This window comes from Mycobacterium sp. OAE908 (genome assembly GCF_017872775.1).
Taxonomy (GTDB): Bacteria; Actinomycetota; Actinomycetes; order Mycobacteriales; family Mycobacteriaceae; genus Mycobacterium.
Map to the genome: position 1 here is coordinate 2,414,996 of NZ_JAGGJL010000001.1, position 17,129 is coordinate 2,432,124.

Genomic DNA, 17,129 nt, shown 5'->3' on the forward strand with positions numbered 1-17,129 from the left:
GTCGGCTCCATAACGTTGTCACCAGTTCGCCGGACAGCCCGGCGACCAGCTTTCAAGAAAACCCACACAGAAAAGGACCACAGAAATGACCAACGTGATCGACTGGATTCTCGACCTCTTCCGCGACCCGGTTGCGGCCCAGAACTTCGTCAACGACCCCGACCGCGCAATGGCCAACGCCGGCGTTTCGGGCGTTACCGCCGCACAGGTGAACGCAGTGGCCGCCACGGTGGCGCCCGCCGCGGTCATCCACGGCGGTGGCAACCCGGTACACGGACTGCAGCAGGCGGTCGCCGAGACTCACGGCATCGCCTTCACCCCGCAGTACGCGCCGAGCTTCGCCCCGGAGACGCTGAGCAACAACGACACGCTCAGCCACAACCAGGCGTTCAGCAACAACGACACGCTGAGCCACAACGACGTGCTGAGCCCGAACGCCGGCCACGACGTTCAGCAGGGCGGCGTCAACCTGGACTTCGGTGACATCACCTTCGGCGACAAGACCACGAACACCGCGTCCGACGGCAGCGTGATCAACACCGGCACCGCAGGCGACATCGACAACACCAATGTCCACGGTGAGGGCAACGTGACCGGCGACGGCAATGTCGGCAACAGCACCGGCGACATCCTCGCGGGTGAGGGCTCGACCGTGCAGTCCGGCGGCATCGGCAACACCAGCGACAGCTCCGGCAGCATCCACAACAGCGGTGGCGGCGACGTCATCTCCGGCAACGAGGGCCCGGTCGTGAAGACCGGCGACATCGACACCAGCGGTGGCAATGCCGCGGGCGGCAGCGGGGGCCACGCCGGCGGCGGCGGCATCCTGAGCGGTGGCGGCAGCGCCGATGGTGGCAACGCCAACGCCGGTGGCGGCGGCGCAGTGATCATCTCGCCGACGCAGACCACGAGCACCAACACCGGAGGCGGCGACGTCACCACGGTCGACACTCACGGCGGCAACGTTGGCGGAAACGTCGACGCCAGCCACCACGACGACAACTCGGTGCACACGGACAACAGCACGCACGACAGCCACAACGACAGCTCGGTTCACACCGACAACTCCGTGCACCAGGACATCGACACCCACGTGGACACCGGAATTCACTTCTGATCGAGACAACCAAATAGCGCAACTGGCGGGGACCAACCTCAGGTCCCCGCCAGTTGGCACGCCTACCGTTGACGAAACGGCGGCAATCAAAAAGGGACACCATGACGCAACCGAATGACCCCCGCAAGGTCAAGGTCATCGTTGAACTGATCGACCACACGACCAAGATCGCCGAGACGCAGGGTCGCGGTGATCTGGCTCAGCGGATGGTCAGGGCCAAAGATCGGATCAGTGATCCGCAGATTCGCGTCGTGATCGCCGGCCAGCTCAAACAGGGCAAGAGTCAATTGCTCAATTCGCTGCTGAATGTTCCGGTTTCGCGCGTCGGTGATGACGAAACCACGGTGGTCGCCACGATGGTGTCCTACGGCGAACAGGCCACCGCGAAGCTGATTGTGGCGGCCTCCGATGATGGCGAACCCGAGGCGATCGAGATTCCGATCGCCGATATCAAAAACGATCTGCGTCGCCACCCCGCGGCAGGGGGCAGGCAGGTGCTGCGCGTCGCGGTCACTGCGAACAGCCCGCTACTCAAGGGCGGTTTGGTGTTCGTCGACACGCCCGGCGTCGGTGGCCACGGCCAGCCACACCTGTCGGCGACCCTTGGACTGCTGCCCGACGCGGACGCGATGCTGATGGTCAGCGACACCAGCCAGGAGTTCACCGAACCCGAGATGACGTTCATCCGGCAGGCGTTCGAAATCTGTCCCGTCGCAACGATTGTCGCGACGAAGATCGATCTGTACCCGCATTGGCGGCAGATCGTCGAAGCTGACAAGGGCCATCTGCAACGCGCAGGCTTGTCGATCCCGATGATCCCGGCGTCGTCGCTGCTTCGCAGCCATGCGATCCAGCTGAACGACAAGGAACTCAACGAGGAGTCCAACTTCCCCGCCATCGTGAAGTTCCTCAGCGAGAGGGTGCTGTCAAGGGAAAACGACAGGGTCCGCGACCAGGTGCTCGCCGAGATCCGCTCTGCTGCTGAACATTTGACACTCACGGCCAATTCCGAACTGTCGGCACTCAACGATCCGGATACGCGTGAACGGCAGAAGGCCGAGCTGGAGCGGCGTAAGCAGGAAGCGCAGGAGGCGTTGCAGCAGACCGCGCTGTGGCAGCAGGTGCTCAACGACGGAATCGCCGATCTGACAGCAGATGTCGACCATGACCTGCGTGGCAGGTTCCGCGCCATCACCCAGCACACCGAACACGTCATCGACACGTGTGATCCGACCCATCACTGGGCCGAGATCGGCGCGGAGCTGGAGAACGCCATCGCCACCGCGGTCGGCGACAACTTCGTCTGGGCCTATCAGCGCGCCGAGGTGCTCGCGCAGGAAGTCGCGCGAACGTTCGTCGAGGCAGGGCTGGAGGCAGTCGACATGCCGCAGCTCGATGCGCGCGAAATGGGCGCCAGCCTTGGGGAAATCAAATCGCTGTCCAGGCTGGAGGCCAAGCCGATCAAGGCGGGCCACAAGGTCGTCACCGGTATGCGCGGCTCCTACGGCGGCGTGCTGATGTTCGGCATGCTGAGCTCGTTCGTCGGGCTGGGCATGTTCAACCCGCTGTCGCTGGGCGCCGGTCTTCTGTTGGGCCGCAAGACTTATAAGGACGACATGGAGAACCGCATGATGCGGGTGCGTAGCGAGGCGAAGATGAACATGCGAAAGTTCATCGACGACGTCTCGTTCGTGGTGACGAAGGAATCCCGCGACCGGCTCAAGGGAATTCAGCGTCAGCTTCGCGACCATTACCGCGGCATCGCCAACCAGACAACCCGATCGCTGAACGAGTCGCTGCAGGCGAACATCGCCTCGGCACAGCTCGAGGAGGCCGAGCGCAATACCCGCATCAGGGAACTCGAGCGTCAGCTCAACATTCTCAAACAGGTGACCGAGCACGCAGTCAGCTTGGCGCCGGGCGCCACCGAAGCACCCCGTCAACCGGTGGGGACGTCGTAAGCCTCGACACGTTCTAAGCTGGACCTCCGGTCATTGCCGAGCGGAGGACAGCCAGGGGACTTTGGTGAGTAGCGCGAGATGAGCACTAGCGATCAGGTGCGCGCGATCCTGGGCGGGACCATTCAGGCTTACCGCAACGATCCGGCCTACCAGCACCGGCCCGATGTCCACAACGAGTTGGAGCGCATCGGCTACCGGCTCAACCAGCCGATCCGAATCGCGCTGGCGGGCACGCTGAAAGCGGGTAAGTCGACGCTGGTGAATGCGCTTGTGGGCGAGGACATCGCGCCGACCGACGCGACCGAGGCCACCCGCATCGTCACCTGGTTCCGGCACGGTCCCATCCCGAAGGTGACCGCCAACCACCGCGGGGGCAGACGCTCCAACGTCCCGATCGCCCGCGACGGTGGGCTGACATTCGACTTCGCAAGGCTTGATCCCGAGGATGTCGCTGATCTGGACGTGGAGTGGCCCGCGGCCGAGCTGATCGACTCGACGATCATCGACACCCCGGGCACGTCGTCGCTGAACCGGGATGTCTCACAACGCACGCTGCGGTTGCTGGTGCCCGAGGACGGGGTGCCGCGCGTCGACGCGGTGGTCTTCCTGCTGCGCACACTGAACGCCGCGGACATCGCGCTGCTCAAGCAGATCGGCGAACTCGTGGGCGGGTCGGCAGGCGCGCTCGGCGTGATCGGGGTCGCGTCGCGGGCCGACGAGATCGGCGCGGGCCGGATCGACGCGATGCTGTCGGCCAAGGACGTCGCCAAGCGGTTCACCGCCGAGATGGACAAGACCGGCATCTGTCAGGCCGTGGTGCCGGTGTCCGGTCTGCTGGCGCTGACCGCCCGCACGTTGCGGCAGAGCGAGTTCGTCGCGCTGGAGAAGTTGTCCGGGGTGGATGCCGTCGAGCTCACCAAGGCCATGCTTTCGGTGGACCGCTTCGTGCGCGAGGACAGTTCGTTGCCTGTCGACGCCGCCACCCGCGCAGCCTTGCTGGACCGGTTCGGCATGTTCGGCATCAGGATTTCGATCGCGGTGCTGCGCGCCGGAGTCAGCGATTCGGTGGCGCTTGCCGACGAACTACTGGAACGCAGCGGGCTGGTGGCGCTGCGCGACGTCATCGACCAACAGTTCGCGCAACGGTCGGATCTGCTCAAGGCACACACCGCGCTGCTGTCGCTGCGCCAGTTCGTCCAGACCAACCCGATCTATGCGACGCCGTACATCCTCGCCGACATCGACCCGCTGCTCGCCGACACCCATGCCTTCGAAGAGCTTCGCCTGTTGAGTGCATTGCGTTCGCGCGCAACGACTTTGAATGAGGACGAGATCGCCTCACTGCGGCGCATCATCGGCGGCTCCGGCACCGACGCGGCCAGCAGGCTGGGGCTGCAGCCCGATGCGCCCTACGACGGGCCGCGGGCGGCATTCGCGGCGGCCCAGCGGTGGCGGCGCCGCGCCGACCATCCACTCAACGATCCGTTCACCACTCGCGCATGCCGCGCCGCGGTGCGTAGCGCCGAGGCGCTGGTCGCCGAATACGCCGCACGCGGACGCTGATTCGGGCTTAGCGGGTTGATTACTGACGCCTGGCGTGAGTGATCAACCCGCTAAACCTCACGGCGGGGGTGGGACAGTAACGGTCTGAGTGACCGTACTGGTGCTCGTGCTGGTGCTGACGCTCGTGCTGACGCTCGGTTCGGTCGTCGTCGTGGTTGTGGTCGTCGTGGTCGTGGTGGTTGTCGTCGTCGGCTCGGTCGTCGTTGTGGTGGTGGTCTGCTCGGTGGTCGTCGGCGCCGTCGTCGTCGCCGTGGTCGTCGTTGGTGCAGTCGCCGAGGTCGTGGTGCGGGTGATCGGGGTCAGCGTGGTCGCAGGCTCGGGCGAACTGCCGCCGGTGAGCAGCTTGACCAGACCAAAGATGATCAACGCGACCACCACAGCGCCGACCGCACCGAACGCCACCAGCGCTACCGGTTTGCGGTACCAGGGCTCAACGTCTGCCGACGGGGCACCGGCATCGCCGTAGTTGAGGTATGCGGTCGGCTGGTTGTCGGGATTGTTCGGATCGTCGGGAGGTCCGTAGCGCGCCACGGGCTCTGATAGTAGGCGGTCAGGGCTGCGGATAGAGCGTGCGCGTCACATTCGTGCGCGGCCCGCGGCGCGTCGTCGACGGCGAAGACTCCTCGCCGCTCGGCGGCGTGTACGGCTGCGTCCATGCGGTGTGCGTGGTGCTCGTCGTGTCCGTGCTGGATGTGTCAGACGACGACGTGGTGGATGACGGCCCGTCGATGTCGGTGGTGACGGGCGGACTGGTGCTGGTGATCGTCGCGGTGGTGGTGGTCGTCGACGAATGGCTGGCGGTCGCCGAGTACGACGGATCGACGAAATTCAGCGGCGCCTGCTCGGGCTCGTCGAATTGGCGTGACACAAAAGTCACCGCCGCGATCATGATTCCGATCGCGGCGATGCCCGCAACGCTCGCCCCGATGACGTTCGGCGTGCGGTTGTACCACGGCGTTTCCGACGACTCGTCGTCGTAGTCGTCGGGGTCCGCGCCTGCCATGGCCAGTGATAGTAGCCGCGGGTTCGGCCCCGCGGCCGGGTCAGGCGAACTGCGGCACGACCTGGGAGGCGAAGAACTCCAGGTGGTCGAGGTCGGACATATCGAGAAGCTGCAGGTAAGACCGCTGCACGCCGGCATCTACATAGGGCCCGAGCTTGTCGGCGATCTCCGCAGGGGTTCCCACCAGCGGGGAGTTGCTGCGCAGTTCGTCCACCTCGCGTCCGATGGCGTCCGCGCGCCGGGCGATCTCGGCGTCGTCGCGTCCTGCGCACACGACGAACGCCGCCGAGTACGTCAGCGCGTCCGCAGGCCGACCCGCCTCGGCCAGCGCCGCGGCCACCCGCTCGAATTGCGTCTTGGCCGTGTCCAGCGGCGCGAACGGGATGTTGAACTCGGCGGCGAACCGGGCCGCCAGTGCCGGGGTGCGCTTGGCGCCACCGCCACCGATGATGATCGGCGGGTGCGGGGTCTGCGCCGGCTTGGGCAGCGCCGGCGACTCCACCACCGTGTACTGCCCGCCGGAGTAGTCGAACTTCTCGCCGACGGGCGTCGTCCAGAGTCCGGTGATGATCTCGAGCTGCTCGGTCAGCCGGTCGAAGCGCTCGCCGAGCGGCGGGAACGGAATCGCATAGGCCTGGTGTTCGGCCTCGAACCAACCCGCGCCGATGCCCAATTCCACACGGCCACCGCTCATTTCGTCGACCTGCGCTACCGAGATCGCCAGCGGCCCCGGATGACGGAAGGTCGCCGAGGTGACCATCGTGCCCAGCCGGATCGTCGACGTTTCGCGCGCGATACCGGCCAGCGTCACCCAGGAGTCGGTCGGGCCGGGCAGCCCGTCGCCGCTCATCGCGACGTAGTGGTCGGACCGGAAGAATGCCGAATAACCCAGCGACTCGGCGGCGCGGGCGACGGCGAGTTGGTCGGAATAGGTGGCGCCCTGCTGGGGCTCGACGAAGACGCGGAAATCCACGACCGCCAGCCTAGGGCGGCATATGGAGGTCGTCGACCGCAGCCCTGATCGCCGACCCCTGACATGAGCCGCGGCCCCGCCGCTGGCACACTGTACGAATGGCACAGATAACGCTTCGTGGAAACGCGATCAACACCGTCGGCGAACTGCCCGCCGTCGGATCTCCCGCTCCCCAATTCACCCTGATCGGCACCGACCTCGGCGAGGTGAGCAGCGAGCAGTTCCGCGGTAAGCCGTTGTTGCTCAACATCTTTCCGTCAATCGATACGCCGGTCTGCGCCACCAGCGTCCGGGTATTCAATGAGCGGGCACAGGCCAGCGGGATGACCGTGCTGTGTGTGTCGAACGATCTGCCGTTTGCTCAAAAGCGGTTCTGCGGCGCAGAGGGCATCGAGAACGTCACCACGGCATCGGCGTTCCGCGGAAGCTTCGGAGAGGACTACGGCATCACGATCGCCGACGGCCCCTTTGCCGGTCTTCTCGCCCGCGCCGTTGTCGTGATCGGCGCGGACGGCAATGTCGCCTACAGCGAGCTGGTTCCCGAGATCGCCTCCGAACCCAGCTACGACGCCGGACTCGACGCGCTCGGCGCCTCGGTCTAGTTACAGGCTGCGCCGGGCGGTGCGGACCGCCTGGGCCGCCTGCGCGTCGGAGAACGTCAGCCGTACCTCGTCACGTCCGGACAGGAACAGCAGCAGTTCCTCGGGTTCACCTGTGACGATCAGCTCCGGTCCGTTCCCGACGGTGGCGAGCGTCTTGCCGTCCGGCGTACGAAGCGACACCCGCGCCGGTGACCTGCCCAGGCTCAGCCTGGCCATCAGTGGAAGACCGCGGCCCAGCGCCTTGACCAGTGCGTCGTCGAGTCGCCTTGGCTCCCAACCGGTTTGGGCTCGGCGGACGTCCTCGTGGTGAATGAACATCTCCCCGAGGTTGGCAACCGGATCGAGAAGCTTGAACGGCGAATACAGCGGCGGGCCGGAGGCGATCTTGGCAAGCAGGTCGTCCCATGCGGTGGTCTTCGTGACCTGTCGCTGCACCCTGCCGGTGTAACCGGCGAGGAACGGGACGACGACTCCTGCCGTCGCATCCAGCCTGCCTTCTCGAACCACAAGGTGTGCGGCCAGGTCGCGGGTGGTCCAGTCCCCGCACAGCGTCGGTGCGTTGGGGCCGACGTTGCGCATCGTGTCCACGAGGGCGGCGCGTTCGCGCTGAGCCGCAGTCATGGTGAAACTCTAGAACGCCTGCACGCCTTCGACAGCGATAACCATGCCGTGGCCGGTGCCGTCCTTGGTGAACCTGGTGCCCTCTTCACTGGCCTCGATGGTCCAACCGACCGCCGAGTAGGTCTTGTAGTCGAGCCTGACCACGGGAATGTCGCCCAGATTGCCCACGAGCCAACTGAGTTCACCGTTCGAGTTGACGCGGACCCCGTTGGCCTTCGTGCCGTCGAGCACGGGCGCGTTGGTGAACTCCGCCTCGCACCCGACTTCGGCGTTGTTGAGCTGGCAGCGCGTCTTGCCCGACTTCGTCTCGATGAACACATAGCCGTTCTCCGGCGTCAGCTCCTCCCCACCTGGCGCATTCGGAGTACGGCTCGGCGCGGGTGTCAGTGTCTTCGGCGGTGCGGCCGTCGGCTTGGCGGGCCGACTGGTCGGAAAGCTCGGCTCGGTGGGCTCCGTTGGATTGATCACGGGCGTGCCGGAGGTGCTGGTCTGGCAGCCCGTCAGTACGGCGAAGGCGAGGACGAGAGCAAATGTCTGCCGTGGCGTCATCCAGTGCTCGCCATCCGGGCGTATTCGCCGGCGAGCACCCGCAGTTGCGCGGCGCCGTCACCGGTGTAGGACGAACCGTGCATGATGGCCAGCGTAGTCGGGTTCAGCTGGGCGAGCTGTTCAAGCGTCGGACCCAGATTCGTCGTCAGCCCTGTCGCATGAAACACCTCTTCGGCCTCTAATGCCGGTGCCACACAGTCGGATTCGGTGACTGCCGGCCCCTGGCCGACTTGCGTGAAGATATCCCCGGCCAGCAGCGTTGACGTCGTCTCGTCGAACCACAGGCCGGCCTCCCAGTTGTGCGGGACGTGCGGAGTGGCGATGAACCTCAGCCGGTGACCGCCGACATCATGTACGCCGTCGGGCGCGATCACCGGTACGCGGTCGCACAGGTCATTGAGTGATACCGCGCAGGCCAGCGCGCCATGGATGACTTCGGCGTTGGGCGCGGCGGCCAACAGCAGATTGATCGCACCGCATTCGTCGGCTTCGACGTGACCGAATGAGATCCAGCGCAGCTTCTCCAGTGGGACGACCCGGTTGATGGCGTCGGACACCACCGGGAACAAGTGTCGGTGCCCGCAGTGAAAGAGGAACGGTTCGTCGCCCGTCAACAGGAACTGGTTGAAGGTGAAGCCCCTCGGCGGGACGTCCGCAACATAGGTGGAGAGCCGGTAGATATCTGTTGCGATCTCAACAACTTCCGTTTGCATGGTTCGATGGTCCGCTCCGAAGGCCCATGTTGTCGCGGTAATGAAGCTCTCCGTGAGAGTTCGCCCGGCGAAAGCTAATCGAGGTGCGTCGGGGTAGGCGATCATGGGACAGTTGCGACGGAGAGTTGCGGGGGATGGTCAGTCCGGTCGATGAGGCGACGAGTCGGTGCGGGTCGTGCGGAAACGACCTGCGGGTCAAGGCGCGCTTCTGCGACGTATGCGGTTCGCCGGTGGGTTTGCCGGTAGTCACCGAGTACAAACAGGTGACGGTGCTGTTCGTCGATGTGGTCGGATCGATGAAGCTGGCCGCGGTGCTGCACCCAGAGCGCCTGCGGGAAATCATGAACGAGTTGTTCAACCGTGCCGCGGCGGTGGTGCAGCGTTATCAGGGCACGCTGGACAAGTTCACCGGCGACGGATTGATGGCGCTGTTCGGTGCTCCGGTGGCGCTGGAAGACCATGCGCTGCGGGCGTGTATCGCAGCGTTGGAGATTCAGACGGTCACTCAGCAGTTCGCCGTCGAGGTTTTCCGCCTCGACAGGGTGCGGTTGGAGGTTCGCGCCGGCCTGAATTCCGGTCAGGTCATCACCGGTTCGATGGGTTCTGGTGTCGGTCAGTACACGGCGGTGGGCCACCCGGTCGGCATGGCGCAACGGATGGAATCCGCCGCGCCTCCGAGTGGGGTGTTGTGTTCGTTGTCGACCGCGCGACTGGTCGACGGCGTCGCCCACCTTGCGCCTGTCGAGGAAGTGGTGATCAAAGGATCCGACGCGCCGGTGCCCGCCCGTCGCCTTCTCGCAGTCGGCTCGCGCCAAATGGTGTTGGGGCGCAACGAAGGTGCGATGGTGGGGCGCGATGCCGACTTGGATCGCCTGCAGCGCATCTTCGAAACCAACAGCAGTCATCTGGTGGGTGTGGAGGGCGCGGCCGGGCTGGGTAAGAGCCGACTGATCGCCGAATTCAGCGCGTGGGCCGAACGTGCGGGCGCCGCGATCGTCCTTGCCCGCTGCGACGCGCCGACCATCACGGTGGCGTTCCGCGCCGTCTCACGCCTGCTGCGGGCTTTGTTCACGGTGGACGGTTTCAGTGATGCCGACGCTCGAGCGCGCGTACTGGCCCAGTGCAATGGATCTCTGGAACCGGATTCGGCCGACGCACAGATTCTGTTCGACGTGATGGGCATCGCCGATGCCGACGCGCCGGCGTTGCAGGTGAGCGTGGACGGTCGTCGTCGCCGGCTGGTGGAGATGATGTCGGAGGCGGTGTCGGCAAGACCTGATCGCCTGCTGTTCGTGCTGGAGGACGCGCATTGGATCGACGCGCCCAGCGACGAGGTGCTCGCCGATTTCACCGCTGCGCTCACTGCGACGCAGTCGATTTTCGTGACGACGTATCGTCCGGAGTATCGAGGTGGGCTGAAGCAGCACGCGACCGAGACGGTCACTCTGCAGCCGCTACCCGATGCGATGGCGATGCGGCTGGTCTGTCAGCTGTTGGGCAGCGACCCTTCGATCGCCCCTCTCGTCGACCGAATTGCCGTTGCAGCAGTTGGCAATCCGTTCTTCGTCGAAGAAATAGTCCGAGATCTGGCCGACCGTGGTGTGCTCATGGGCAGCCGTGGCGGCTATCGATTGGCCGGCGGGGTGGATGAGATCGGCGTGCCCGCGACGGTGCAAGCCGTGCTGGCGGCGCGCATCGACCGGCTGCCGGCAGAGGCCAAGGCGATAGTGAACGCCGCGGCGGTGATCGGCAACCGTTTTGATGTTGATACTCTGCACGCGCTGCTTCCGGATGCGATGTCCTCTGCGATGGCTGAGTTGGTGTCGGCCGAGATGATCGATCAGACTGAATTCATTCCGCGGCAACGGTATTGCTTCCGTCACCCGCTGGTGCGGACGGTGGCTTACGAATCGCAGCTGAGCGCCACCCGTGCGCAGGCACATCGGCGCCTGGCGAGGGCGATCGAGGCGCGCGATCCCACTGCTGGCGACGAGAATGCGGCGTTGATCGCGACACATTTCGAAGCGGCAGGCGAACTGGTCGACGCGTACCGCTGGCACATGCGCGCGGCGGCGTGGCTTCGGTCGCGGGACCTTCCAGCCGCGCGTGCTCAGTGGTTGAGCGCACGTCGCCTTGCCGACCAGTTGCCCGATGACTACGACGACATCATCGAGATCCGGATCGCGCCACGAACCATGTTGATCTCGACGGAGTCCTTCGTCGGCATCGACGCCGATGGCGATGAGCAATATCGCGAGCTACGGGAACTGGCATTACAGGTCGGCGACCTGAGGTCGTTCGGCATCGCGACGGCCGGACGCATCATGTCGTTCACGTTCAACGAAACCCGCGTTCCTGAAGCCGCCGCGTTGGCCCGGGAACTCGAAGGCACGTTGCGCCAGATGGATTGGGATGCGGTGCCGGAGATCGACATCATGTTGGTGGCGATCATTCGTGCGTATCATGCCAACTGCGAATTCGACGCGGCGCTGGCGACGGTCGATGCGATGGAGGCGCGCCCGCACGACGGCGAACCCACCCTCGACTTTGCGGGAACGTTTGCATTTCGCGGTGTGATCGAATTGTGCCGCGGCGATTACGAAAACGGTAGAAGGAATCTCCGGAACGGAATCGAATACGCCAGCAATCTGGCTCCTGTCAGCTACGCGATCATGTTGTCGTTTCTGAGTCTCGCGGTCGTCCTCGGAATGTACGAACCCGCAGAACTGATCGACGAGATGCGCGCCGCCTTGCGGCGCGCTGAATCGTTCGGTGACATCTGCGGCATCATCACCGCCCAATTCGCCTACGGTACAGCCCTATTACGCGCGGATGAGGCGTCCCGCGACGAGGCGATCGAGGTGCTCGAACGCGCGCGCGCCAATATAGCGAGGCACGACGTGATGGCGACGAATCTGATGCCGGCCATCGCCGCGGATCTGGGTATGGAGGCCGCGCGCAACGGGCGACGAGACGAAGCAATCGATGAGCTCCGCAACGTGGTCGCGCTTCACATGGATGGCGGCTTGCGCGCCGAAATCGGCTGTGCCGGGGATGCACTCGTCAAGTTGTTGATCGATCGCGGGGGCGCCGAAGACTTAGCAGAGGTTCACGCACTGCTGGATGACTGGCAGGTCCGACGGCCTGACATTCCCGTCGCAGATCTGTGGTGGCTCAAGTCGAGCGCTTTGTTGGCGGAGGCGGAGGGCGATTCCCAAAGCTGCGCCGAGCTGAGCAAGGACTACCTTGCGCTGTGCGAAAAGCTTGACGCCCGTGGGCTGCTCGCCGAGGCACGCCGAATGGCTGGTACAGGGAGGGAGACATAGATGGCACGGATCTTGGCGTATACATCGCCCGCATTGGGGCACGCGTTGCCGATCAGCGCGCTGCTCTCGGAGTTGGCGCGCCGCGGCCATGAGATCCATCTACGCACGCTGCGCGCCGCTGTAGAGACCGGCCAACACCTCGGGTTCAACACCGACACCATCGACCCGCGGATCGCGGCGATTGAACACGACGATTGGAAGGCCAACAAGGCGCCCGACGGGCTGAAACGCGCGTTCGCCGTGTTCGGTAGGCGCGCTCCGCTCGAAATAGCCGACCTCGCCGATGCAGTCGAACACGTCAAGCCGGATGCACTGCTCGTGGACGTGTTGTGCTGGGGTGCGCTGTCCGCCGCAGAAGCCGGCACCATCCCATGGGCTTGCTTCTCACCCTTCACACCCCTGCTGCGCGCAGACGGGATGCCGCCCTTCGGCCCGGGTCTGAAACCGTTGCCCAGTGTCGTCGGGCGCGTTCGCGACACCCTACTGCGGACCATGATGAGCGGCACAGTCAACAGCGGGTTGCCCGCTCTGAACGCGGCTCGCGAAGGTATCGGATTGCAGCGAGTCCGTTCGATGGACGAGTTCTGGCGTCGCGCACCGCTGATGCTGGTCGCGAGCGGCAAACCGTTCGAATATCCGCATGCCGACTATGGCGACGCGGTACAGATGATCGGGCCGTGCGCACTTGATCCGGCAGACACTGCCCCGACGTGGCTGACGTCGATCGACCGGCCGATCGTCCTCGTCACGACGTCGTCGGAAAAACAGGGCGACGACAACCTTGTTCAGACCGCGATGGCTGCCCTGGCCGACGAACCGGTGCACGTGGTTGCGACCCTTCCCGCCGCAGAACCAAACGCGCTGTCTGCGACGCCTAATGCCACAGTCTGCCGGCTCGTCCCACACGGTCCTGTGCTCGACCGCTCGGTGTGTGCGGTGACGCACGGCGGTATGGGCGCAACTCAAAAAGCCTTGCTGCACGGGGTGCCCGTCTGCGTCGTGCCCTTCGGCCGTGACCAGTTCGAGGTTGCGCGACGCGTCGAGGTAGCCCGATGCGGGACTCGGTTGCCTGCGAAAAAGCTGTCGGCGGAACGCCTTCGCGCCAAGGTGCGAGAGGCGATGACGATGACCGAGGGCGCAAAACGCGTTGCTGAGGGCTTTGCGGCTACCGGCGGTCTGGCCCGCGGAGCGGATCTCTTCGAGCAGCGCGCGCTCGGACTTCATGCCGGCTGAGCACGCACGTAATTCCATTTAGCGAGCGCCGCACCACTGGAAGGTGTATCACTGGTACACCGTCGTTCGGTCTATCGAGGTGGGTCAGATGGCACGCGTTGATTTGTTCGCAAAGATTCCGTTGATCGGGATGACCCTCGTGTTTTTGGCGATGTTCATCGTCGCGGTGACCGCATATCTGCACGCCGGTTGGTATTCGATAATCGGTTACGCGATCGCCGCGGTCGTCGCCGTGTGCGGTTTCGTCATGACGTTTCGTGACGTCAGCGATACGCCGGGACCCCCGGAGCAGTGGGATCCCCGTGGTAACCCGATTGATCCTGCGCCGCCCCAAAACTGACTAGAGCGAGGACTCGGCCGATGACAACCGCACCAAAGCAGTCTGAGTACGACAACTCCGCGCTGACGGCGGAGGACGAGGGTTACCACAAGGGCCTCAAACCCCGGCAGTTGCAGATGATTGCGATCGGCGGTGCCATCGGTACGGGTCTGTTCCTCGGTGCCGGCGGCCGACTGCACAACGCCGGACCCGGTCTGTTCCTGAGCTACGCCTTCTGTGGCATCTTCGTCTTCCTGATCCTGCGCGCGCTGGGCGAACTCGTACTGCACAGGCCATCGTCGGGATCCTTCGTGTCGTATGCTCGCGAATTCCTCGGCGAGAAGGCAGCGTTTGTCGCCGGTTGGATGTACTGGTTGAACTGGGCGTTCACGGCCATTGTCGACTCGACGGCGATCGCCACCTACTTCCATTACTGGAAGGCGCTGGAGGCTGTCCCGCAGTGGCTGTTCGCATTGCTAGCGCTCGCGGCCGTGGTGAGCATCAACCTCATCTCGGTCACCTTGTTCGGCGAGCTCGAGTTCTGGGCTGCCGCCATCAAAGTGCTTGCGCTGCTGACATTTCTGGTCGCCGGCACCATCTTCCTGGCGGGCCGCTACCACATCCAAGGGCAGTCAACCGGTTTCAGCGTGATCGCGAACAACGGTGGGCTCTTCCCCGCCGGGCTCTTCCCGCTGGTGATCGTCATGTCCGGCGTCGTATTTGCCTACGCCGCAGTCGAACTCGTCGGAACCGCGGCCGGTGAGACCGCGCACCCGCACAAGATCATGCCGCGTGCGATCAACTCGGTGATCGCACGTATCGCCGTCTTCTACGTCGGCTCGCTGTTCCTGCTCGCGCTGCTGCTCCCGTACAACACCTATAAGCCCGGCGAGAGCCCGTTCGTCACGTTCTTCTCCAAGATCGGCGTCGAGGGCGCGGGCACGGTCATGAACATCGTCGTGCTGACCGCCGCATTCTCCAGTCTCAACGCCGGGTTGTACTCGACCGGCCGGATTTTGCGATCGATGGCAATGAACGGCAGCGCACCGAAATTCACGGCGGTGATGTCCAGCCGCGGCGTGCCGTACGGCGGAATCTTCTTGACGGCGGCCGTCGGGCTGTTCGGCGTAGTTCTCAACTTTCTGGTGCCCGGCCAGGCATTCGAGATCGTGCTCAACATCGCGGCCCTCGGCATCATCGCCTCCTGGGGCACCATCGTCATCTGCCAGATCCAGCTCTACCGCTGGTCGAAACGCGGCATCCTCGAGCGGCCGTCCTTCCGGTTGTGGGGGACCCCGTACACCGGCTATGCCACGTTGGCGTTCCTGGTTGGCGTCATCGTGCTGATGGCATTCGACCCGCCGATCGGCACCTGGACCGTCGCCGCGCTGGTCATCATCATTCCGGCGCTCATCGTCGGGTGGTATGCGGTTCGGGGGCGCGTGCTGGAGGTAGCGAGGGAACGGCAAGGCTTCACCGGCCAGTTCCCCGTTGTCGCCAACCGGCCGCTGCCGCGCGACAAAGACGACAAGGACGACAAAGACCCCAAGGACGACTGACTCCGGTTGTCGCGCAGCTAATTCGCTGATTCGTCAGGGCGCGCCAGTGCCGTTCTGACCGTTGTGGCTGTTGGCCGGGTTGCTGCCCGTTCCGGTGCCACCGATGCCGGCTGGCCCGTCACCGGCGCCGATTCCGCCATGCCCTGCGTTGCCGCCGTTGCCGCCGACGCCGGTGCCCGCGGGGGCCGACGCGTTGCCGCCGGTACCGCCTGCGCCGCCGTCTTGTCCGATGGCGTGGCTGTCACCGCCGTTGCCCCCGTTGCCGCCGGTGGCGGTGCCGGTGCCGCCGACACGACCACCGCCCGCGTCGCCGCCGTTGCCGCCGCGACCGAAGGTCGCCCCTCCTGCACCGGCCGTGCCGCCGTTACCGCCGACGGCGTTGCCGGTGTTGCTGTTGGTTCCGCCACCGCCGCCACCGTTGCCGCCGTTGCCTGCCACACCGGCAGTGCCACCGGTACCACCCCGGCCGCCCCGCGCGGTTCCCGAGCCGCTCAACGCAACTCCGCCGTGGCCGCCGTCGCCACCGTTGCCGATTGCGCCCGCCCTGCCGCCGTTGCCACCGACTCCGCCGACAGTGCCGCCCTTATCGAGGTTTTGCGCGTTGCCGCCGGTGCCACCGTTGCCGCCGTTGCCCAACAACCGGCCACCGTTGCCACCGTCACCGCCGTCCCGACCGAAGGCGGCCACGCCGTCCTTGGTGGTGAAGTCGCTGCCGTTGCCGCCGTCGCCGCCATTGCCGACCAGCCCGGCATTCCCGCCGCGGCCGCCTTGCCCGCCGTTCACGCCGTCGCCGCCTCTGCCACCATTGCCGAACAACAGCCCGCCGTTGCCCCCGTTCTGTCCGGGTGCGCCGTCGGCACCGTTGCCGATCAACAGGCCGGCGTTCGGATGGTCGGCGGTGCCGTTGCTGACGAATACGGCCACCAGCGCGCCGATCGAATCAATGCCGGCAATGGACGCCGTCACCGCTGTCGACTTGCCGATGCCGCCGTGACTTCCCGGCGTCGCCGACGCGATCAGTGGCCGGAGCGCACGGCTGCTGGCCGGGACATTGATAGTGGCGTGAAAGTGACTGGTGAACAACGTATTTCGCGCAGGCGCCACCTCCGGCTTCACGGAGACGTCGGCGGCGACGAAGCTGTTCGACAGTGTGCGGACACCGATCGCAGGCAGTTCCGCCGAGGCGGCCATCAGGTTGTTCGGCGTCGCGACAGTGGTGGCGTCGACCGCCGCAGACGTCAGCGCGAGAGGATGCACCTCCGGTGTGTGCACCCGAAGTGGCGAGTCGCTCGGCAGGCTGGTGGCGGCTGCCGCGAGTAAACCGGTCGCCAAGGCTGTCGTCATCTTCATCGCCGCATGCGCCATTGCAGGGTTTCCTTCCCGAGTGAACTACCTCCGGTCACGGCTACGCGATCCGTGTGGTTCACAGCTTGTTCAAAGCGTGATCTACATCACATCGATCCGCGGGCGACGAAATGCGTCGCCAATCTCGCTTATTGCACTGAAGGCACTTGTACCGTGCAGGCCGACGCCTGCCACAGCGATCCTGGCGTGACAGTCGGCAAAACCAGCTTGGCCATCGCACACGTG

At 65.2% G+C, this 17,129-nt stretch carries 15 protein-coding genes; 10 read left to right on the top strand and 5 right to left on the bottom strand.

Annotated features, from left to right (window positions below; genetic code table 11):
- Positions 1 to 85: 85 nt before the first annotated feature.
- The 5 genes from J3E61_RS11795 to J3E61_RS11815 all read left to right on the top strand — a co-directional run bounded on the left by J3E61_RS11795 (position 86) and on the right by J3E61_RS11815 (position 5,621).
- A complete protein-coding gene (locus tag J3E61_RS11795) occupies positions 86 to 1,117 on the top strand; it encodes an IniB N-terminal domain-containing protein (RefSeq protein ID WP_210083667.1) in 1,032 nt (343 codons plus the stop codon).
- A gap of 101 nt (positions 1,118 to 1,218) precedes the next feature.
- Positions 1,219 to 3,078 carry a dynamin-like GTPase family protein gene (locus J3E61_RS11800; RefSeq protein ID WP_210083668.1) on the top strand — a complete coding sequence of 620 codons (1,860 nt, stop codon included), beginning with the start codon at positions 1,219 to 1,221 and terminating at the stop codon, positions 3,076 to 3,078.
- Between the two features lie 78 nt (positions 3,079 to 3,156).
- Positions 3,157 to 4,641, top strand: coding sequence for a dynamin family protein (locus J3E61_RS11805; RefSeq protein ID WP_192725707.1), 1,485 nt, complete (start codon positions 3,157 to 3,159; stop codon positions 4,639 to 4,641).
- Between the two features lie 88 nt (positions 4,642 to 4,729).
- Entirely contained in the window at positions 4,730 to 5,107 is a 378-nt protein-coding gene (locus J3E61_RS11810) for a hypothetical protein (protein ID WP_210083669.1), read from the top strand.
- Positions 5,108 to 5,210: 103 nt separating this feature from the next.
- On the top strand, positions 5,211 to 5,621 hold the full coding sequence (locus J3E61_RS11815; RefSeq protein ID WP_210083670.1) for a hypothetical protein: 411 nt from the start codon (positions 5,211 to 5,213) through the stop codon (positions 5,619 to 5,621).
- Between the two features lie 63 nt (positions 5,622 to 5,684).
- On the opposite strand, the gene J3E61_RS11820 is transcribed toward J3E61_RS11815, so the two are convergent.
- Positions 5,685 to 6,626, bottom strand: coding sequence for an LLM class F420-dependent oxidoreductase (locus J3E61_RS11820; protein ID WP_210085520.1), 942 nt, complete (start codon positions 6,624 to 6,626; stop codon positions 5,685 to 5,687).
- Positions 6,627 to 6,715: 89 nt separating this feature from the next.
- Between J3E61_RS11820 and tpx the strand changes: the two genes are divergently transcribed.
- Complete coding sequence (gene tpx, locus J3E61_RS11825) at positions 6,716 to 7,219, top strand: thiol peroxidase (RefSeq protein WP_192725704.1); 504 nt, start codon at positions 6,716 to 6,718, stop codon at positions 7,217 to 7,219.
- Here the strand turns inward: tpx and J3E61_RS11830 are convergent, their stop codons facing one another.
- The 3 genes from J3E61_RS11830 to J3E61_RS11840 are packed head-to-tail and all read right to left on the bottom strand — an operon-like array spanning position 7,220 to position 9,102.
- Positions 7,220 to 7,840, bottom strand: coding sequence for a TIGR03085 family protein (locus J3E61_RS11830; protein ID WP_192725703.1), 621 nt, complete (start codon positions 7,838 to 7,840; stop codon positions 7,220 to 7,222).
- Positions 7,841 to 7,849: 9 nt separating this feature from the next.
- Complete coding sequence (locus J3E61_RS11835) at positions 7,850 to 8,389, bottom strand: hypothetical protein (protein ID WP_210083671.1); 540 nt, start codon at positions 8,387 to 8,389, stop codon at positions 7,850 to 7,852.
- On the bottom strand, positions 8,386 to 9,102 hold the full coding sequence (locus J3E61_RS11840) for an MBL fold metallo-hydrolase (protein WP_210083672.1): 717 nt from the start codon (positions 9,100 to 9,102) through the stop codon (positions 8,386 to 8,388). The genes J3E61_RS11835 and J3E61_RS11840 overlap by 4 nt, the downstream gene beginning before the upstream one ends.
- A 134-nt stretch (positions 9,103 to 9,236) precedes the next feature.
- On the opposite strand from J3E61_RS11840, the gene J3E61_RS11845 reads away from it, so the two are divergent.
- The 4 genes from J3E61_RS11845 (at position 9,237) to J3E61_RS11860 (ending at position 15,539) form a co-directional block, all read left to right on the top strand.
- Entirely contained in the window at positions 9,237 to 12,428 is a 3,192-nt protein-coding gene (locus J3E61_RS11845) for an AAA family ATPase (RefSeq protein ID WP_210083673.1), read from the top strand.
- Complete coding sequence (locus tag J3E61_RS11850; RefSeq protein WP_210083674.1) at positions 12,429 to 13,661, top strand: glycosyltransferase; 1,233 nt, start codon at positions 12,429 to 12,431, stop codon at positions 13,659 to 13,661.
- 88 nt (positions 13,662 to 13,749) lie between these two features.
- Positions 13,750 to 14,001, top strand: a complete 252-nt coding sequence (locus J3E61_RS11855; protein ID WP_210083675.1) for a hypothetical protein — start codon at positions 13,750 to 13,752, stop codon at positions 13,999 to 14,001.
- Positions 14,002 to 14,021: 20 nt separating this feature from the next.
- A complete protein-coding gene (locus tag J3E61_RS11860; protein WP_192725697.1) occupies positions 14,022 to 15,539 on the top strand; it encodes an amino acid permease in 1,518 nt (505 codons plus the stop codon).
- A gap of 33 nt (positions 15,540 to 15,572) precedes the next feature.
- Here the strand turns inward: J3E61_RS11860 and J3E61_RS11865 are convergent, their stop codons facing one another.
- On the bottom strand, positions 15,573 to 16,904 hold the full coding sequence (locus J3E61_RS11865; protein WP_210083676.1) for a hypothetical protein: 1,332 nt from the start codon (positions 16,902 to 16,904) through the stop codon (positions 15,573 to 15,575).
- Positions 16,905 to 17,129: the final 225 nt, after the last annotated feature.

Coding starts and splice junctions, on each gene's coding strand:
- J3E61_RS11795 (WP_210083667.1), top strand. CDS start 86: ATGACCAACGTGATCGACTGGATTCTCGACCTCTTCCGCGACCCGGTT.
- J3E61_RS11800 (WP_210083668.1), top strand. CDS start 1,219: ATGACGCAACCGAATGACCCCCGCAAGGTCAAGGTCATCGTTGAACTG.
- J3E61_RS11805 (WP_192725707.1), top strand. CDS start 3,157: ATGAGCACTAGCGATCAGGTGCGCGCGATCCTGGGCGGGACCATTCAG.
- tpx (WP_192725704.1), top strand. CDS start 6,716: ATGGCACAGATAACGCTTCGTGGAAACGCGATCAACACCGTCGGCGAA.
- J3E61_RS11830 (WP_192725703.1), bottom strand. CDS start 7,840: ATGACTGCGGCTCAGCGCGAACGCGCCGCCCTCGTGGACACGATGCGC.
- J3E61_RS11835 (WP_210083671.1), bottom strand. CDS start 8,389: ATGACGCCACGGCAGACATTTGCTCTCGTCCTCGCCTTCGCCGTACTG.
- J3E61_RS11840 (WP_210083672.1), bottom strand. CDS start 9,102: ATGCAAACGGAAGTTGTTGAGATCGCAACAGATATCTACCGGCTCTCC.
- J3E61_RS11845 (WP_210083673.1), top strand. CDS start 9,237: ATGGTCAGTCCGGTCGATGAGGCGACGAGTCGGTGCGGGTCGTGCGGA.
- J3E61_RS11850 (WP_210083674.1), top strand. CDS start 12,429: ATGGCACGGATCTTGGCGTATACATCGCCCGCATTGGGGCACGCGTTG.
- J3E61_RS11855 (WP_210083675.1), top strand. CDS start 13,750: ATGGCACGCGTTGATTTGTTCGCAAAGATTCCGTTGATCGGGATGACC.
- J3E61_RS11860 (WP_192725697.1), top strand. CDS start 14,022: ATGACAACCGCACCAAAGCAGTCTGAGTACGACAACTCCGCGCTGACG.
- J3E61_RS11865 (WP_210083676.1), bottom strand. CDS start 16,904: ATGGCGCATGCGGCGATGAAGATGACGACAGCCTTGGCGACCGGTTTA.